The 15,598-nt window shown below is 67.2% G+C and carries 20 protein-coding genes; 18 read left to right on the plus strand and 2 right to left on the minus strand.

Going from position 1 to position 15,598, the window contains the following annotated elements; translation table 11 throughout:
• From rplX to map, 11 genes are all read left to right on the plus strand, one after another.
• Positions 1-369 (plus strand): 50S ribosomal protein L24, encoded by a 369-nt coding sequence (gene rplX / locus ACFQ91_RS08680; RefSeq protein ID WP_137826776.1) that lies wholly within the window; start codon positions 1-3, stop codon positions 367-369.
• Entirely contained in the window at positions 369-938 is a 570-nt protein-coding gene (rplE, locus tag ACFQ91_RS08685) for a 50S ribosomal protein L5 (RefSeq protein ID WP_137826775.1), read from the plus strand. The genes rplX and rplE overlap by 1 nt, the downstream gene beginning before the upstream one ends.
• A 69-nt stretch (positions 939-1,007) precedes the next feature.
• Positions 1,008-1,406, plus strand: coding sequence for a 30S ribosomal protein S8 (gene rpsH, locus ACFQ91_RS08690; RefSeq protein ID WP_137826774.1), 399 nt, complete (start codon positions 1,008-1,010; stop codon positions 1,404-1,406).
• Positions 1,407-1,423: 17 nt separating this feature from the next.
• Positions 1,424-1,960: a 50S ribosomal protein L6 gene (gene rplF, locus ACFQ91_RS08695; RefSeq protein ID WP_137826773.1), complete on the plus strand. Its 537-nt coding sequence runs from the start codon at positions 1,424-1,426 to the stop codon at positions 1,958-1,960.
• Between the two features lie 2 nt (positions 1,961-1,962).
• Positions 1,963-2,343, plus strand: coding sequence for a 50S ribosomal protein L18 (rplR, locus tag ACFQ91_RS08700; RefSeq protein ID WP_137826772.1), 381 nt, complete (start codon positions 1,963-1,965; stop codon positions 2,341-2,343).
• Entirely contained in the window at positions 2,340-3,005 is a 666-nt protein-coding gene (gene rpsE / locus ACFQ91_RS08705; RefSeq protein WP_232623529.1) for a 30S ribosomal protein S5, read from the plus strand. The genes rplR and rpsE overlap by 4 nt, the downstream gene beginning before the upstream one ends.
• Complete coding sequence (rpmD, locus tag ACFQ91_RS08710) at positions 3,005-3,187, plus strand: 50S ribosomal protein L30 (RefSeq protein WP_198498209.1); 183 nt, start codon at positions 3,005-3,007, stop codon at positions 3,185-3,187. Before rpsE ends, rpmD begins: the two co-directional genes overlap by 1 nt.
• Before the next feature lies 1 nt (position 3,188).
• A complete protein-coding gene (gene rplO / locus ACFQ91_RS08715) occupies positions 3,189-3,641 on the plus strand; it encodes a 50S ribosomal protein L15 (protein ID WP_137826771.1) in 453 nt (150 codons plus the stop codon).
• Between the two features lie 304 nt (positions 3,642-3,945).
• Entirely contained in the window at positions 3,946-5,247 is a 1,302-nt protein-coding gene (gene secY / locus ACFQ91_RS08720) for a preprotein translocase subunit SecY (RefSeq protein ID WP_198498210.1), read from the plus strand.
• A 35-nt stretch (positions 5,248-5,282) separates the two neighbouring features.
• Positions 5,283-5,849, plus strand: a complete 567-nt coding sequence (locus ACFQ91_RS08725; protein WP_198498211.1) for an adenylate kinase — start codon at positions 5,283-5,285, stop codon at positions 5,847-5,849.
• Entirely contained in the window at positions 5,846-6,679 is an 834-nt protein-coding gene (map, locus tag ACFQ91_RS08730) for a type I methionyl aminopeptidase (RefSeq protein ID WP_211977964.1), read from the plus strand. Before ACFQ91_RS08725 ends, map begins: the two co-directional genes overlap by 4 nt.
• Positions 6,680-6,728: 49 nt before the next feature.
• Here the strand turns inward: map and ACFQ91_RS08735 are convergent, their stop codons facing one another.
• Positions 6,729-6,968, minus strand: a complete 240-nt coding sequence (locus tag ACFQ91_RS08735) for a hypothetical protein (protein ID WP_198498213.1) — start codon at positions 6,966-6,968, stop codon at positions 6,729-6,731.
• A gap of 58 nt (positions 6,969-7,026) precedes the next feature.
• On the opposite strand from ACFQ91_RS08735, the gene ACFQ91_RS08740 reads away from it, so the two are divergent.
• Complete coding sequence (locus ACFQ91_RS08740) at positions 7,027-7,911, plus strand: PaaX family transcriptional regulator (RefSeq protein WP_344258388.1); 885 nt, start codon at positions 7,027-7,029, stop codon at positions 7,909-7,911.
• Positions 7,912-7,944: 33 nt separating this feature from the next.
• Here ACFQ91_RS08740 and ACFQ91_RS08745 read toward each other — a convergent pair whose 3' ends face one another.
• Positions 7,945-9,108: a MalY/PatB family protein gene (locus tag ACFQ91_RS08745; RefSeq protein ID WP_211977963.1), complete on the minus strand. Its 1,164-nt coding sequence runs from the start codon at positions 9,106-9,108 to the stop codon at positions 7,945-7,947.
• A 207-nt stretch (positions 9,109-9,315) separates the two neighbouring features.
• On the opposite strand from ACFQ91_RS08745, the gene ACFQ91_RS08750 reads away from it, so the two are divergent.
• From ACFQ91_RS08750 to rpsK, 6 genes are all read left to right on the plus strand, one after another.
• Positions 9,316-12,309, plus strand: coding sequence for an alpha/beta fold hydrolase (locus ACFQ91_RS08750; protein ID WP_211977962.1), 2,994 nt, complete (start codon positions 9,316-9,318; stop codon positions 12,307-12,309).
• Positions 12,310-12,460: 151 nt separating this feature from the next.
• Positions 12,461-13,792, plus strand: a complete 1,332-nt coding sequence (locus tag ACFQ91_RS08755) for an MFS transporter (protein ID WP_211977961.1) — start codon at positions 12,461-12,463, stop codon at positions 13,790-13,792.
• A gap of 308 nt (positions 13,793-14,100) precedes the next feature.
• Complete coding sequence (gene infA / locus ACFQ91_RS08760) at positions 14,101-14,322, plus strand: translation initiation factor IF-1 (RefSeq protein WP_009379245.1); 222 nt, start codon at positions 14,101-14,103, stop codon at positions 14,320-14,322.
• A gap of 64 nt (positions 14,323-14,386) precedes the next feature.
• The gene (gene rpmJ / locus ACFQ91_RS08765) at positions 14,387-14,500 is read left to right on the plus strand and encodes a 50S ribosomal protein L36 (RefSeq protein WP_009379247.1); all 114 of its coding nucleotides are present in this window, start codon (positions 14,387-14,389) and stop codon (positions 14,498-14,500) included.
• Between the two features lie 195 nt (positions 14,501-14,695).
• Positions 14,696-15,064: a 30S ribosomal protein S13 gene (gene rpsM / locus ACFQ91_RS08770; RefSeq protein ID WP_137826764.1), complete on the plus strand. Its 369-nt coding sequence runs from the start codon at positions 14,696-14,698 to the stop codon at positions 15,062-15,064.
• Positions 15,065-15,115: 51 nt separating this feature from the next.
• Complete coding sequence (gene rpsK, locus ACFQ91_RS08775; protein ID WP_009379251.1) at positions 15,116-15,520, plus strand: 30S ribosomal protein S11; 405 nt, start codon at positions 15,116-15,118, stop codon at positions 15,518-15,520.
• Positions 15,521-15,598: the final 78 nt, after the last annotated feature.

Consider the following 15,598-nt stretch of genomic DNA (forward strand, 5'->3'; position numbering starts at 1 on the left):
ATGGCGAACAAGCTCAAGATCAAGAAGGGCGACCTCGTCCAGGTGATCGCAGGTGCCCGTCAGTCGCGCGGCGGCGATCGTGGGAAGCAGGGCAAGGTCCTTGCCGTCTACCCCGAGCGCAACCGCGTCCTCGTCGAGGGCGTCAACCGCGTGATCAAGCACAAGAAGGCAACGCAGACTCAGGCCGGCGGCACCGCCGGTGGCCGTGAGACTCACGAAGCCCCCATCCATGTGTCCAACGTGGCGCTCGTTGATCCCAAGGACAACAAGCCGACCCGCGTCGGATACCGCGAAGAGCAGGTGGAGCGCAACGGTCGCACCAAGACCGTGCGGGTCCGCTACTCGCGTCGCACCGGGGAGGAGATCTGATGACGGAGACAAGCACGAACCGTCCGGCGCCGCGCCTCAAGCAGGTCTACCGCGATGAGATCGTCGGTAAGCTGCAGGAGGAGTTCGACTACGCCAACCCGATGCAGGTTCCCGGCCTCACGAAGGTCGTCGTCAACATGGGTGTGGGTGACGCAGCGCGTGACTCGAAGCTCATCGAGGGCGCGATCAACGACCTCACCCTCATCACCGGCCAGAAGCCGATCGTGACGCGGGCGAAGAAGTCCATCGCTCAGTTCAAGCTGCGCGAAGGCCAGCCCATCGGCGCCCACGTCACCATGCGCGGAGCCCGGATGTGGGAATTCGTCGACCGGGTCATCTCGCTGGCACTCCCGCGCATCCGCGACTTCCGCGGACTCTCGGACCGCCAGTTCGACGGCAACGGCAACTACACCTTCGGTCTCACGGAGCAGTCGATGTTCCACGAGATCGATCAGGATCGCATCGATCGTGTCCGCGGTATGGACATCACCGTTGTGACGACGGCGAAGACCGACGATGAGGGACGGGCCCTGCTCCGCCACCTCGGCTTCCCGTTCAAGACAAAATAATCTCTACGTTGCAGGTCCAAGCGCGCATGCCGCGGGCGGAAACCGTAACGAGGAAGGGCACGAGCCCACATGACAATGACTGATCCAGTCGCAGACATGCTCACGCGTCTGCGCAACGCCAACTCGGCTTACCACGAGGACGTCAGCATGCCGTTCTCGAAGCTGAAGTCGAACATCGCCGAGATCCTCAAGGCCGAAGGCTACATCACCGGATGGAGCGTCGAAGACGCGACCGTCGGGAAGACCCTGCGCCTCGATCTCAAGTTCGGTCCCAACCGTGAGCGTTCGATCGCCGGCCTCCGCCGTGTGTCGAAGCCGGGACTGCGCGTCTACGCGAAGTCGACCAACCTGCCGAAGGTCCTCGGTGGACTCGGCATCGCCATCCTGTCGACCTCGTCGGGTCTCCTGACGGATCGCCAGGCCGCCAAGAAGGGTGTGGGTGGGGAAGTCCTCGCCTACGTCTGGTAAGGAAAGGGGAGAAGAGCATGTCACGCATCGGCAAGAACCCGATCTCCGTTCCGTCTGGCGTCGAGGTCAAGATCGACGGCCAGGATGTGGCCGTCAAGGGCCCCAAGGGCGAACTGTCCGTGACCATCGCCGAGCCGATCACCGTGTCGCTCGATGAGGGCACGGTCACCGTGGCCCGTCCGAACGACGAGCGCGAATCGCGGTCGTTGCACGGACTGTCGCGCACCCTGATCAACAACATGATCATCGGTGTCACCGAGGGCTACACGAAGGGTCTCGAGATCGTCGGCACCGGTTACCGTGTGCAGGCGAAGGGATCGAACCTCGAGTTCGCTCTCGGCTACAGCCACTCGATCACCGTCGAACCGCCCGAGGGCATCTCGTTCTCCGTCGAAGGACAGAACAAGGTGGCCGTCCACGGCATCGACAAGCAGCTGGTCGGCGAGACCGCTGCGAATATCCGGAAGCTGCGCAAGCCCGAACCCTACAAGGGCAAGGGTGTCCGCTACGCCGGAGAGAATGTCCGTCGCAAGGTCGGAAAGGCTGGTAAGTAGAGATGGCCTTTGGCAAGAAGGAAAGCTACGGCAAGGGCAGGGCAGCTGCTCGCAAGCGCCGTCACACTCGTTTGCGCAAGCATGTCAGTGGTACGGCCGAGCGTCCCCGTCTCTCAGTGACCCGTTCCACGCGCCACGTCTTCGTCCAGGTCATCGACGACACCGTCGGCAAGACCCTGGCCTCGGCCTCCACCATGGAAGCCGATCTGCGCGCACTCGAAGCAGATAAGACCGGCAAGGCACGCAAGGTCGGCGAGCTGGTTGCGCAGCGCGCCAAGGAAGCCGGCGTCGAGGCCGTCGTGTTCGACCGTGGAGGCAACGCCTACCACGGCCGTGTGCAGGCCATCGCCGAAGGTGCCCGTGAAGGAGGATTGGCGCTATGAGCGAAGAGAACAACGTCTCGCAGGAGACTGCTGAGAACCGCGGTTCCGACAACCGCGGCGGTGACAACCGCGGCGGACGCGGCCAGGGTCGCGGACGCGGCGAGGGTCGCGGTCGCGGCGGTCGCGGAGACCGCGAAGAGAAGAGCCAGTTCATCGAGCACGTCGTCACGATCAACCGCGTGTCGAAGGTCGTCAAGGGTGGACGTCGGTTCTCCTTCACCGCCCTCGTCGTCGTCGGTGACGGTGACGGCATGGTCGGCATGGGCTACGGCAAGGCGAAGGAAGTTCCCGCCGCCATCGCGAAGGGTGTCGAGGAGGCGAAGAAGAACTTCTTCCGCGTCCCCCGCATCCAGAAGACGATTCCCCACCCCGTCCAGGGTGAGGAAGCGGCAGGCGTCGTCCTGCTCCGTCCCGCCGCTCCGGGTACCGGCGTCATCGCCGGCGGTCCGGTCCGTGCAGTGCTCGACGCTGCCGGCGTCCAGGACATCCTGTCCAAGTCGCTGGGTTCGTCGAACGCGATCAACATCGTCCACGCTGCGATCAAGGCTCTCCAGAGCCTCGAGCGTCCCGAGGAAGTCGCGGCTCGCCGTGGACTGCCCGTCGACGAGGTCGCACCGCACGCGCTTCTGCGCGCGGCTGCTGAAAGCGGGGCGAAGGCCTGATGGCGAAGCTCAAGGTAACTCAGAAGAAGTCCGAGATCGGCGGCAAGCAGAACCAGCGCGACTCGCTGCGTTCGCTCGGCCTCAAGCGGATCAACGACGTCGTGGTGCACGACGATCGCCCGGAGATCCGGGGCATGATCAACGTCGTGCGTCACCTGGTGACAGTGGAAGAGGTGGACTGAAATGGCGAACAACGACGCACTGAAGATCCACGATCTCCGTCCGGCCCCCGGCGCCAAGACCGCGAAGACCCGTGTGGGTCGCGGTGAGGGCTCGAAGGGCAAGACCGCCGGTCGCGGAACCAAGGGCACGAAGGCCCGCTACCAGGTTCCGCACGGCTTCGAGGGTGGACAGACGCCGATGCACATGCGTCTGCCCAAGCTGCGTGGGTTCAAGAACCCCGCGAAGGTGACCTTCCAGGTCGTCAACCTCGACAAGCTGTCGGCTCTGTTCCCGGAAGGCGGCGACGTCACCGTCGCCGATCTGGTCGCCAAGGGCGCTGTGCGCCCGAAGCAGCCGGTCAAGGTTCTGGGCACGGGTGAGATCACCGTGGCGATCAACATCACTGCAGACAAGTTCTCGGGCTCGGCGCTCGAGAAGATCGCAGCTGCAGGCGGAAGCGCCACCGAGGCCTGAGTGCGGGCCCGCACACGCGGGCACGGCATCAGGACCCCGAGACGGAAGGGGCGGTCACACTGTGACCGCCCCTTTCGGCATCCCCGTACCCCGGCAGCGGGCATTGGGCACACCTGAGGAGAACCCGGGCGCCGCCTCGGCGAGACCCTCCTCACGATGGGACCCGAGACCGGCGCGAGACCGGGGGAGAGGGGCCCGCTCGGTTTCTGCCTGAGACCCGCACCCTGGTAGTCTTTTGCAGGTATTTGTCTCATTCGCCAGGTCGTGACAGCGACCCTGACTTCCATCCCCCTGAGGAGGACGCTTGATCGGCGCAATTCGGAGGGCCTTTTCCACGCCCGACTTGAGGAACAAACTCCTCTTCACCCTGGGCATCATCGTCCTCTTCCGCCTGGGCTCCTTCATCCCCTCGCCTGGCATCGACTACACGCAGGTCCAGCAGTGCGTGGCGTCCCCGCAGCTCAATGAGGGCGGGTTCGCGATGATCAACCTCTTCAGCGGCGGCGCCCTGCTCCAGCTGTCGATCTTCGCCCTCGGCATCATGCCCTACATCACGGCGAGCATCATCGTCCAGCTGCTCCGCGTCGTCATCCCGCGCTTCGAGGCCCTCCACAAGGAAGGCGCCTCCGGCCAGGCCAAGCTCACGCAGTACACCCGCTACCTCACGATCGGCCTGGCGATCCTCAACGCCACGACCCTCGTCGCGACCGTGCGCTCCGGTGCGCTGTTCGGTCAGATCGAAGGTTGCACGAACCTCATCACCAACGACACGTGGTGGGGCATCACCGTCCTCGTCATCACGCTCACCGCCGGCACCGGCCTCATCATGTGGCTCGGCGAGCAGATCACCGAGCACGGCGTCGGCAACGGCATGTCGATCCTCATCTTCACCTCGGTGGCGGCGGCCTTCCCGTCCTCGCTCGGCGCGATCCTCCGCGAACAGGGCATCGACGTGTTCCTCATCGTCATCGCCGTCGGCCTCGTCCTCGTCGCCCTCGTCGTCTTCGTCGAGCAGTCCCAGCGCCGCATCCCCGTCCAGTACGCCAAGCGCATGGTCGGGCGCCGGATGTTCGGCGGCACCTCGACGTACATTCCGATCAAGGTGAACATGGCCGGCGTCATCCCCGTCATCTTCGCCTCCTCGGTGCTCTACCTGCCGAGCCTCATCGCTCAGTTCTTCAACCCCGAGACGAACTGGGTCGAATGGATCAACACGTACTTCACCACCGGTGACCACCCGATCTACATCGCCGCCTACGCGGTGCTCGTCATCTTCTTCTCGTACTTCTACGTCGCGATCACCTTCAACCCGGAGGAAGTCGCGGACAACATGAAGAAGTACGGCGGCTTCATCCCCGGCATCCGGGCCGGACGTCCCACCGCGGAGTACCTGAGCTACGTGCTCAGCCGCATCAACTTCCCCGGATCGCTCTACCTCGCGTTCGTCGCGCTCATCCCGCTCATCGCCCTGGTTCTCATCAACGCGAACCAGAACTTCCCCTTCGGCGGCACCTCGCTGCTCATCGTCGTGGGTGTCGGCCTCGAGACGGTCAAGCAGATCGACGCGCAGATGCAGCAGCGCCACTATGAGGGCCTGCTCCGCTGATCCCACGGTCAGCGCATTTCTCCGGAAGGACAGATATGAGTTCACGCATCATCCTCATCGGCGCGCCCGGCGCCGGCAAGGGCACCCAGGCGGCACGACTCGCCGAGGCGCTCGACATCCCCGCGATCTCGACCGGGGACATCTTCCGCGCCAACGTCAAGGGCGAGACCGAGCTGGGCACGCTCGCGAAGCGCTACATGGACGCCGGTGAGTACGTGCCCGACGAGGTGACGAACAAGATGGTCGCCGATCGTCTCGCGCAGGACGACGCCGCGTCCGGCTTCCTCCTCGACGGCTACCCGCGCACCGCCGCGCAGGTCGCCGAACTCGATCGGATGCTCGAGGCCGGCGGCCACGAGCTCTCCGCCGTCGTCGAGCTCACCGCCGATGTCGACGAGGTCGTTGCCCGGCTGCTCGCCCGAGCGGAGAAGGAAGGCCGCAGCGACGACAGCGAGGACGTCATCCGCCACCGCCTCGACGTCTACGCCGAGCAGACGCAGCCGCTCACCGACATCTACCGCGAGCGCGGACTGCTCCGTGAGGTCGACGGCCTCGGTGAGGTCTCCGCGATCACCGATCGCATCCTCGACTCCCTGCGATGATCTTCGGTCCCCGGATCGAGCTGAAGTCGCCCGCGCAGCTGAAGAGCATGCGGGCGGCCGGCGCGGTCACGCGGGCCGCGCTCGACGCCGCCCGGGCCGCCGCGGTGCCGGGCGCGACGACCGCTGAGGTCGATGCCGCCGCGGAAGCGGTCATCGCCGAGGCGGGGGCGACGTCGAACTTCAAGGGCTACCAGGGCTTCCCGGCGGTCCTGTGCATCTCCGTCAATGAGGAGATCGTCCACGGTATCCCCGGGCAGCGCGTGCTCGAGCCGGGCGACCTCGTCTCGATCGACGGCGGTGCGATCGTCGACGGATTCCACGGGGATTCCGCCTTCACGATGATCGTCGGCGGGGACGCCGCGGGCACGGCGGCCGACCGGGCCCTGTCTGCCGCGACCGAGCGGGCCATGTGGGCCGGGATCGCGGCGTTCGCGACGGGCACGAAGGTCAGCGACATCGGGGATGCCATCGACGACTATGTCACCGAGGCGGCTCCCGACCTCGGTCTCGTCGAGGAGTTCACCGGTCACGGCATCGGCACGTCGATGCACATGCCGCCGGAGGTCCTCAACTACCGCGCGAAGTCGAACGGTCCGAAGATCAGGCCGGGCATGTGCCTGGCGATCGAGCCGATGCTCACGGCCGGCAGCCCGGAGACGGTGACCCTCGCCGACGACTGGACGGTCGTCACCGCCGACGGCTCTCGGGCGAGCCATTGGGAGCACAGTGTCGCCCGGCACGACGGCGGAGTGTGGGTGCTCACCGCACCCGACGGCGGGGCCGCCGAACTCGCCGAGTTCGGGATCACCCCGGTGCCGCCGGGGCAGTGAGCGCAGTGCCGTCGCGGTGCGACGGCATCCGGGTGAGGGGAGTGGGGCCTCAGCTGCCGACCGTGGTCCCGCGCGTCGAGGCCGCGACCCCGAGGTACGTGGCGACGAAGACCCCGGAGAACGTCATCAGCCCGAGGGCGAACATCCACACGGCCGTCTCGAGGATCTCGGCACCGAAGATCTGGAAGAGGCAGAAGGCGATGAATGCGGCCGCTGAGCCCGCGAGCAGACCCGTGATCTTCGCCGTCGAATAGACCCGCTGCCTGCGCTCGAACCTGTCGTTGTCCATGATCATTCGTCCCTTCTCATCAGCCCTGGTGGGATGGCTCTCACGGTAGGATTGAGGCATGAGCGACGTCCAACTTGCCACGAAACGTAGGCGAGATGTGGGCGATCGCTATCGGCTGACGCGGATCGCCTTCGACGTCGTCTCCGTCTTCGGATGTCTGCGGGCGAGCGGGGTGCCCGGCCCGATCATCGTGCGCATCCTCGCCGACCACGGCTATTCGGCCTCGAGCGTGCGCAACCAGCTCACCCGCATGGCCCAGCGCGACCTCATCTCCCTCGAGCGCTGCGGTCGCGTCACCCAGTACCGGCTCAGCCCGCGGATCCTCGCGCAGTTCCGCGACATCAGCGGCGACCGCGAACTGCCGGAGTTCACCGGCCGCTTCCACGCCGCCCTCTACACGATCCCCGAGACCTCTCGCCCCCTGCGCGACCGCTTCCAGTACGTCGCGCGCATGCTCGGGTACCGGCAGCTGCGCGCCGGGGTCCTCATCGGATTCGCCGATCGCAGCCACGCTCTGCGCGCCCAGCTGCCGGGCGACATCGACGGCGGCTGGTACGAGTGCACGCAGATCGTTCCCGCCGACCTCGCCGCGGCGAAGCGGATGACCGCGATCGCCTTCGAACTCGCCGGTGCCCGCCGGCAGATCGAGGAGTTCGAGGTCGAGATCAGCCGCCTCGGCGGGCCGCGCGACAAACCGGGGGCAGGTCTGCCGGAGCTGCCGATCGGCCGGTTCTTCGACCTCTACTACCGGGTCGGGCGCGCGGTCATGGAGAACCCGCTGCTGCCGGCGGAGATCGTCGGGTCCGAGCAGCCCTCGCAGCGCTTCCGGACGTTCATGGACCGCTGCAACCTCGAGTACTATCTCCGCTACGACCAGCAGGTGCGGGAGGCGGCGGCGGAGAACGCGGCCTTCGACCTCATCGAATGGCTGCCGGAGGGCTGAGGCTGCGACACCGCTGGCCTGACGGCTGGGTGCTCAGTCGTGCGGTCCGCGCCGGACCGCGGCGACGAGGCGGTACACGGCCTCCTCGAGGAGGGGACGGGGGAGGGCGAAGTTGATCCGGACATGGCCGGCGCCGACCCTCCCGCAGAGGCGCCCCTCGGTCACTGCGACCTTCGCCGCCTCGTTGAAGTGCGCCGAGAGCCCTGACTCGAACCCGTAGCCGCGCAGGTCGAGCCACGCGAGGTAGGTGCCGTCGGGCGGGATGTAGGCCGCGTTCGGCAGCTCGGAGGTGAGCAGATCGGTGAGGACGTCGCGGTTGCCCTTGAGGTACGCGGTGATCTCGGCGAGCCAGTCGCCGCCCTGGGAGTAGGCGGCGGTCGTGGCGAGGATGCCGGGGTTCGCGGCCGCACCGGAGACGAAGTGCCCCTTCCGGGCCCAGGTCTCACGGTCGTGGGGATTCGTGAGGATGAGCTGCGCGCATTTGAGGCCGGGGATGTTGAAGGCCTTCGACGCCGCGGTCGCCGTGGCGGTGTGTCCGGCGGTCACCTCGCTCAGGCTCGCATACGGCACATGGTGGGCGGGATCGTAGACGAGGGGAGCGTGGATCTCATCGGAGAACACCCGCGCGCCCGCGGCCTCGACCACCTCGGCGATCGCGAGCAGCTCCGCGGGCGAATAGACCTTCCCGATCGGGTTGTGCGGATTGCACAGGACGAGGGTGGCCCCCGGGGTGAGCGCTTCGGCCACGGCGTCGAGGTCGACCTGCCAGTCGGTCTCCGTCCGCAGCATCGGCACCTCGATGAGTTCTCGGCCGGTGACCGCAGCGACGTCGAAGAACGGCATGTACGCCGGGGTCGGCAGGACGATCGGTGTGCCGGCCGGGGTGAGGTGCTCGAGCACGCCGATGAAGGCTGCGAGGACGTCGCTGGCGAGGTGGACGTGCGCGGCGGGGAACTGCCAGCCGTAGCGTTCGGCACAGAACGCCGAGGTGGCGCTGCGGAGATCGGAGACGAGACTCGTCGGCGCGTAGCCGTAGAGGTCGCGGGCGTCGATCTCGGTGAGCGCCTGCCGGATGACGGGAGCGACCCCGAAGTCCATCTCGGCGATGAAAGCACCGAGGCTGCCCGGGAACGACGACCATTTGCGGCCCCCCTTCGCGACGAGCGATTCCTCGGTGATGGCGTCGAGATCGTCCATGGTGCTCTCCTCCCTGTGCGCGGCAATGACTGTGCTCACGCTAGCAGTCGCCGCGGCCGGTCCTACGGGGACGACGACATGGGAGGTCACGGGGCGGATCGCCGGATGCAGAGGCAGGGCGGCGACGCGGGGGCGATCATTGTCACGAAACGATAACGAAGAGTATGAAAAAATGCTGACCGTTATCTGTGCGTTACGATGGCGACCATGACCCACATCACATTGAGAGGGTCTTCGCGTGTCCTGGGAGCGTCGATCATCGGCGCTTCACTGCTGTTCGCGGGCAGTCTGCCCGCCGTCGCCACAGGCACCGCGGAGTCACCCGCGTCCACCCAGCAGACCCTGCCGACGGCAGACTCGGCGACCGACACCGACCTCGAGATCACACTCGGCATCGACGCCGAGGTGACCGCGTCGCCGGACCTCACGATTCCCGTCACCGTCGCCGCTGATCCATCCGGCCCGACCACGCTCACCGTCGTCCGCGCCGCCGGCAACGACCCCGTCGACGGGGCCGAGGCCACGGTCGAGGCCGGCACCGGCACCGTCGAGACCGAGATCGACGGTGCGCCGCTGACTCCCGGCACCTACATCGTCAAATCCGCGGACAGTCTGAAGACGAGCGACGACTTCACCGTCATCGCCGACCCCACGGCCGAGCCCACCGAGACTGCCACTCAGAGCCCCGCCGCGCCGGAACCGAGCGAGCCGGCGCCGACCGAGCCGGGAGCGACGGAGGGACCGACGCAGGAGCCGAGCCCGAACGCCGAGGAGCTCGACAAGTACTACCCGCAGCTGGCGAAGGAGCTCTTCGGGCAGGACGACGGCACATACCGCATCCCCGATCCGCAGGGCGGGGGCACAGGTGCCGGCAACGTTCCCGCCGGATTGGAGAAGTACTATAACCAGAAGGTCGACCTGAGCGCGGAGAACTGCGGCAAGCTCGGCTACCCCGACTACTCCGAGCGGATCGGGCGGGCACCGCTGTGCGGTTACCTCATCGCCCCGATCGACGCGGAGGACCCAGCCGCGGGCAATGTCGCGATCGCGATGATGAAGGTGCCCTCGGGCAAGATGGTCGGCGGGAAGTTCGAGAAGACGACGTCCCAGGGCACCGTCGCGTGGAACCCCGGCGGACCCGGCGGCTCGGGCATGACGCTCGGCGTGGCCGGTGCCCTCTACGAACCCGACCTCGCCGCGAACTTCGACCTCGTCGGCTTCGACCCGCGCGGCACCGGCGGCTCCATGCCGTTCTCCCAGTGCTCGACCGATGAGCAGATCGACGCCGACCGCGCCGAGGACGCCTGGTCGGGTGACCGCGACAATGCCGAGGACATCCTCAACGATCAGGCCGAGCGCTTCGCCAACGACTGCATCGAGAACACCGGCAAGCTCTTCGACCTCGGCGAGGGCGGCCAGGAGAATCTCATGAAGCACCTGGGCACGTGGGACGCCGTGGGCGATCTCGACCTCATCCGCTCGACGAGCGGAGACGACAAGCTCGACTTCATCGGCTTCTCCTACGGCACCCGCCTCGGCTACGTCTACGCCCAGAAGTTCGGTGACAGCGTCGGCCGCCTCGTCCTCGACGGTGCCGTCGACCCCGGCAACGTCTCCGCCTACAAGGCGCTCAAGGACATCAACGCCGACCCGCAGGCGTACCTCGATGCCAGCGGCAAGCTCGTGGCAAAGGAGGACGCCGAGGAGGACGCCGACGACTCCGTCAACCAGATCGCCGGCTTCCAGGGCACCTTCGAGCAGTTCGCCCTCGACTGCTCGGCCAAGGGCACGGACGGCAGGACCTGGGGTGAGACCTACCCCGACCTCGAGTTCCCCGCCCGCCTGGCCGAGCTCAAGGACCAGCCGTTCACGTGCGCTCTCGGCGACGGCATCACCGACCGGGAGGAACTGACGACGGCCGTGCAGGGAGTGCTCCGCTCACTCGAGGGCAACCCGCTGCCGACGGGCATCGACGGCGACGACCGCGAGGTGACGTTCGGCGATGCGCGCACCGGCGTCATCCAGGCCCTCTACTCGGAGACGCTGTGGTCGAGGCTCGCCCTCGGTCTCACCGAACTCAAGGCAGGGGAGTCCGCCGGTGAGCTCATGCGACTCGCCGACGACTACAACTCCCGCGACGAGACCGGCCACTACGATCCGATGCTCCAGGCGTTCACGAACATCCGCTGCACGGATGAGAACAGCTACGGTGACAAGCCGGACCTCGCGGCGCTGCGCGACCTCGCGGAGCGCTACGACGAAGCCGGACCGTTCCAGGCCGCCTCGGTGTCCCCGGGCGTCTACGACTACTGCGACTTCTGGAAGTTCAAGGGCACCCTGCCCAAGCCGGAGAAGCTCACCGCCGTGCCGAACATCCTCGTCGTCTCCACGTCCCACGACTCGGCGACCCCGTACGCCTCGGGAGTCAAGCTCGCCCGCACGATCGACGGCAGCCTGCTCTCGGTCTCCGGGGCCTCGCACACCTCGTACATGTCACGCGATGAGAACAAGGCATGCACGGACGAGACGGTCAACGCGTTCCTCTCGCAGGGCACGGTGCCCGAGGTCGGCGACTTCGGTCCCAAGCTGCCGACACCCGACACGGCCGTCGACGACCGCGGTGAGACGATCACTCTGCCCAACCGGTGCCGGATGGACACGTTCCGAGCCGAGGACTTCTCCCTGTCCAAGGACACCGCGTCGGCCGGGGAGAGCCTCGAGGCGACCGTGAAGCATCAGGCCTCGGAGGAGACGTACACCGTCGCCTTCGAGACCGGCGGCAGCCTCGGGACGCTGACGACCGACAACGGCGGCAACGCCGTGGGCCGGATCACCGTGCCGCAGGACGCGAAGCCGGGCACCTACGTCGTCCAGCTGCTCGATGAGGGCGGCAAGACGACGGCGAACACGACGCTGACCGTGACCGGTGACGACGGCAAGGGCGACGACGGCGGCAAGGACAGCGACGGTGCCGGCTCCGACGGCGGCGGCTCCGAAGGCGGCGGCAGCGCCGACGGGGACGACCCGAAGGGCGGCGGTGACGCCCCCGGCGGCGGCTCAGCCGGCGGCGGTGACGATGGCGGCGGCAGCCTGCCGCGCACCGGTGCCGACATCTGGGCGCTGCTCGCCGAAGCGCTCGCCCTGCTCACCGCCGGTGGGCTCGTCTACCGGGCCGCGAAGGTCCGGAAGCCACGGCACTGACTGAGAACGCGGCCGGGAGTGCGCTCCCGGCCGCGTCGCCGTCGGTTAGCATCGAGGCAGAGCACAGGCGCACCCGGTCCGGCGATGCGGCGGGGCCGGGGACGCGCTGCGACGACGCGGCGCGATCGGCGGCGCACAGGCAGGTCAGAGGGTGAGAACGACGGGACGGACATTCCGACACAACCAGTGGGCGCTCAGCCTTGCGCAGCTGTTCGCCGGCATCGGCGTGGCCACGGGCTTCGCCGTCGGCGGGATCCTCGCCGAGAGGCTGACCGGGCGCACCGAGCTCGCCGGCTTCGCGCAGACGGCGTCGATCCTCGGCGCCGGACTCCTCGCCCTGCCGCTGGCCCGGCTCGCCGCCGCACGGAATCGGCGGTGGGCGCTCGGCGTCGGCTACGGACTCGCCCTCATCGGGGCGCTGCTCATCGTCGCTGCGATCCTCGCCGGCATCTCCCTCCTCTTCTTCGTCGGCATGGGCTGCTTCGGCTCCGCGACCGCCGCGGGGCTGCAGAGCCGGTACGCGGCGACCGATGCGGCACCGGCGAACCTCAAGGGGCGGGCGATGTCGCTCGTCGTGTGGGCGACGACTGTGGGGTCCGTCGTCGGACCCAACCTCGCCGAACCCGGGGCCAGGCTGGGGGAGGCCCTCGGCATCGACCCCTTCGCCGGGCCCTTTCTCATCGCCGTCGCGGGCTACCTCCTCTCCTTCGTCTGCGTGATGTTCCTCCGCACCCCTGCCGTGTACTCGCCCGCGGAGGTCCCCGCGTCAGTGGCATCCCCGCAGCCGGGTGCGACGGTGGGCGGATCCGCCGAGGGGGAGACCCCGGTGGAGCAGGTGTCCGTCGGCGATGTCCGCACGGCCGCCTCGGTGACGGAATCATCCCGCCGAGGCGGGGCCTGGCGAGCTGTGCGCCGGTCCCCGGGTGCCCTCTTCGGCCTGCTCTCCGTCGTCACCGGACACATGATCATGGTCTCGACGATGGTGATGACGCCGGTGCACATGGACCATCAGGGGTTCGGCCTCGGCGTCATCGGGGTGACGATCGCCGGGCACATCTTCGGGATGTACGGTCTCTCCCCGGTCTTCGGCTACCTCACCGACCGCTTCTCGCCGGGACGGGTCATCGCGCTCGGTCAGGCGCTCTTCGCGCTCGCCCTCGTCCTCGGGTTCATCGACGCCGCGGGAGAATCGTCGTTCACTCGGATCTCGATCGCCCTCTTCGTCCTCGGCCTCGGCTGGTCGGCGTGTCTCATCGCCGGGTCGACGCTGCTCACACAGGACACCGACGAGGCCCACCGGATCGAGGTCCAGGGGCTCTCGGACGCCGGGATGAACCTCGGCGCCGCAGCCGTCGCGGCCTGCGCCGGACCGCTGCTCGCGCTCGGGGGATTCGCGTGGATCACCGTGCTCGGCGCCCTCGTCCTCATGGTCGCCGTCGTCGTCGGCCTGCGCACCGGATACGGCACCCGCGCGCACACCTGAGCCGGGCGGGCGCCTCGGTCGTGCTGGGAACGAGCGGCCGCCTCGGTGCCGGGGTCGGGATTGTAGGGGAACTCACGCACAGAATCCAGGACCGCCTGGAAGATCTTCGCATCGTCGTGTAGAGTAGATGATTGGTCTGTTCTCACTCAACTCACCCATTCCCGGTTGTGGGCGGCGTCACGCCATCCACAACTTTTCATGTGGGAAAGTCGGGTCCGAATCGGCCGATGGGATCGCCGGTGTTCATCGGCGATCGACGATTACGTCGAACGCGAAGGATTCGCGGGAATACGAGGTTAGCGAACGATATGGCCAAAAAAGAAGGGGTCATTGAGATCGAGGGCACCGTCGTCGAGGCTCTCCCGAACGCATCGTTCCGGGTCGAGCTGAGCAACGGGCACAAGGTGCTCGCGCACATCTCAGGGAAGATGCGTCAGCACTACATCCGCATCCTGCCCGAGGACCGAGTCATCGTGGAGCTCTCTCCTTACGATCTCTCGCGCGGACGAATCGTCTACCGCTACAAGTAAGGATCTTCGATCATTCGCGCCGGACTCCCTCACCCGGGGAGACCGGCCGAGAGAAGGAAAAACGATGAAGGTTAAGCCCAGCGTCAAGAAGATCTGCGAGAAGTGCCAGGTGACCCGCCGTCACGGTCGAGTCATGGTGATCTGCTCCAACCCGCGCCACAAGCAGCGTCAGGGCTGAGCAGCTCTTCGAGCAGACGAAGTCCCGCATAGGGACTTCACGCAGCACCACACCCACGCAGACCTCGCCCCCTGCGCGGCGCCTGAGCGCCGAGCAGGACGATACCTTCGGTCGGGGGCCGAGGACCTTGAGGTGAGAACCCGAGGACAGGTCTGCATCAGCACCTCCGAAACATCATTACAGGAGTAAGAACCTATGGCACGTCTTGCCGGAGTCGACATTCCGCGTGAAAAGCGCGTGGAAGTCGCCCTGACATACATCTATGGTGTGGGCCGCACCCGTGCGCGCCAGACCCTCACGGAAACCGGCATCAGCCCGGACACCCGTGTGAAGGACCTGACCGACGCGGAGCTCGTGCAGCTGCGTGACTACATCGAGGGCACGTTCCAGGTTGAGGGCGACCTCCGTCGTGAGGTTGCCGCCGACATCCGCCGCAAGGTCGAGATCGGCAGCTACGAAGGCCTGCGCCACCGCCGCGGTCTCCCGGTTCGCGGACAGCGGACCAAGACGAATGCGCGCACCCGCAAGGGACCGAAGCGCACCGTGGCCGGTAAGAAGAAGTAACATGCTCACCCGGTTGACCGGCGTCAACCACCTCGATCAGGAGTAAAACATATGCCTCCCAAGTCACGCGCCGCTTCAGCGCGCAAGCCTCGCCGCAAGATCAAGAAGAATATCGTTGCCGGCCAGGCTCACATCAAGTCCACCTTCAACAACACCATCGTGTCGATCACCGATCCGACCGGTGCTGTCATCTCCTGGGCCTCCTCCGGTGAGGTCGGCTTCAAGGGCTCGCGCAAGTCGACTCCCTACGCCGCTCAGATGGCTGCGGAGTCCGCTGCCCGCCGCGCACAGGAACACGGCCTGAAGAAGGTCGACGTGTTCGTCAAGGGACCGGGCTCGGGCCGCGAAACCGCGATCCGCTCCCTCCAGGCCGCCGGTCTGGAACTGGGCACCATCCAGGATGTCACCCCGGTTCCGTTCAACGGCTGCCGTCCGCCCAAGCGCCGCCGCGGCTGACCCTTTCCGTGACACTCACCGCAGGTGACGGGCCGACCGGCCCGCCACCCGCGGCGATGCGGATTCTTTGCATAAAAC

Origin of the sequence: Brevibacterium sp. NPDC056726 (genome assembly GCF_042790515.1) — a bacterium.
Lineage (GTDB): Bacteria > Actinomycetota > Actinomycetes > Actinomycetales > Brevibacteriaceae > Brevibacterium > Brevibacterium sanguinis.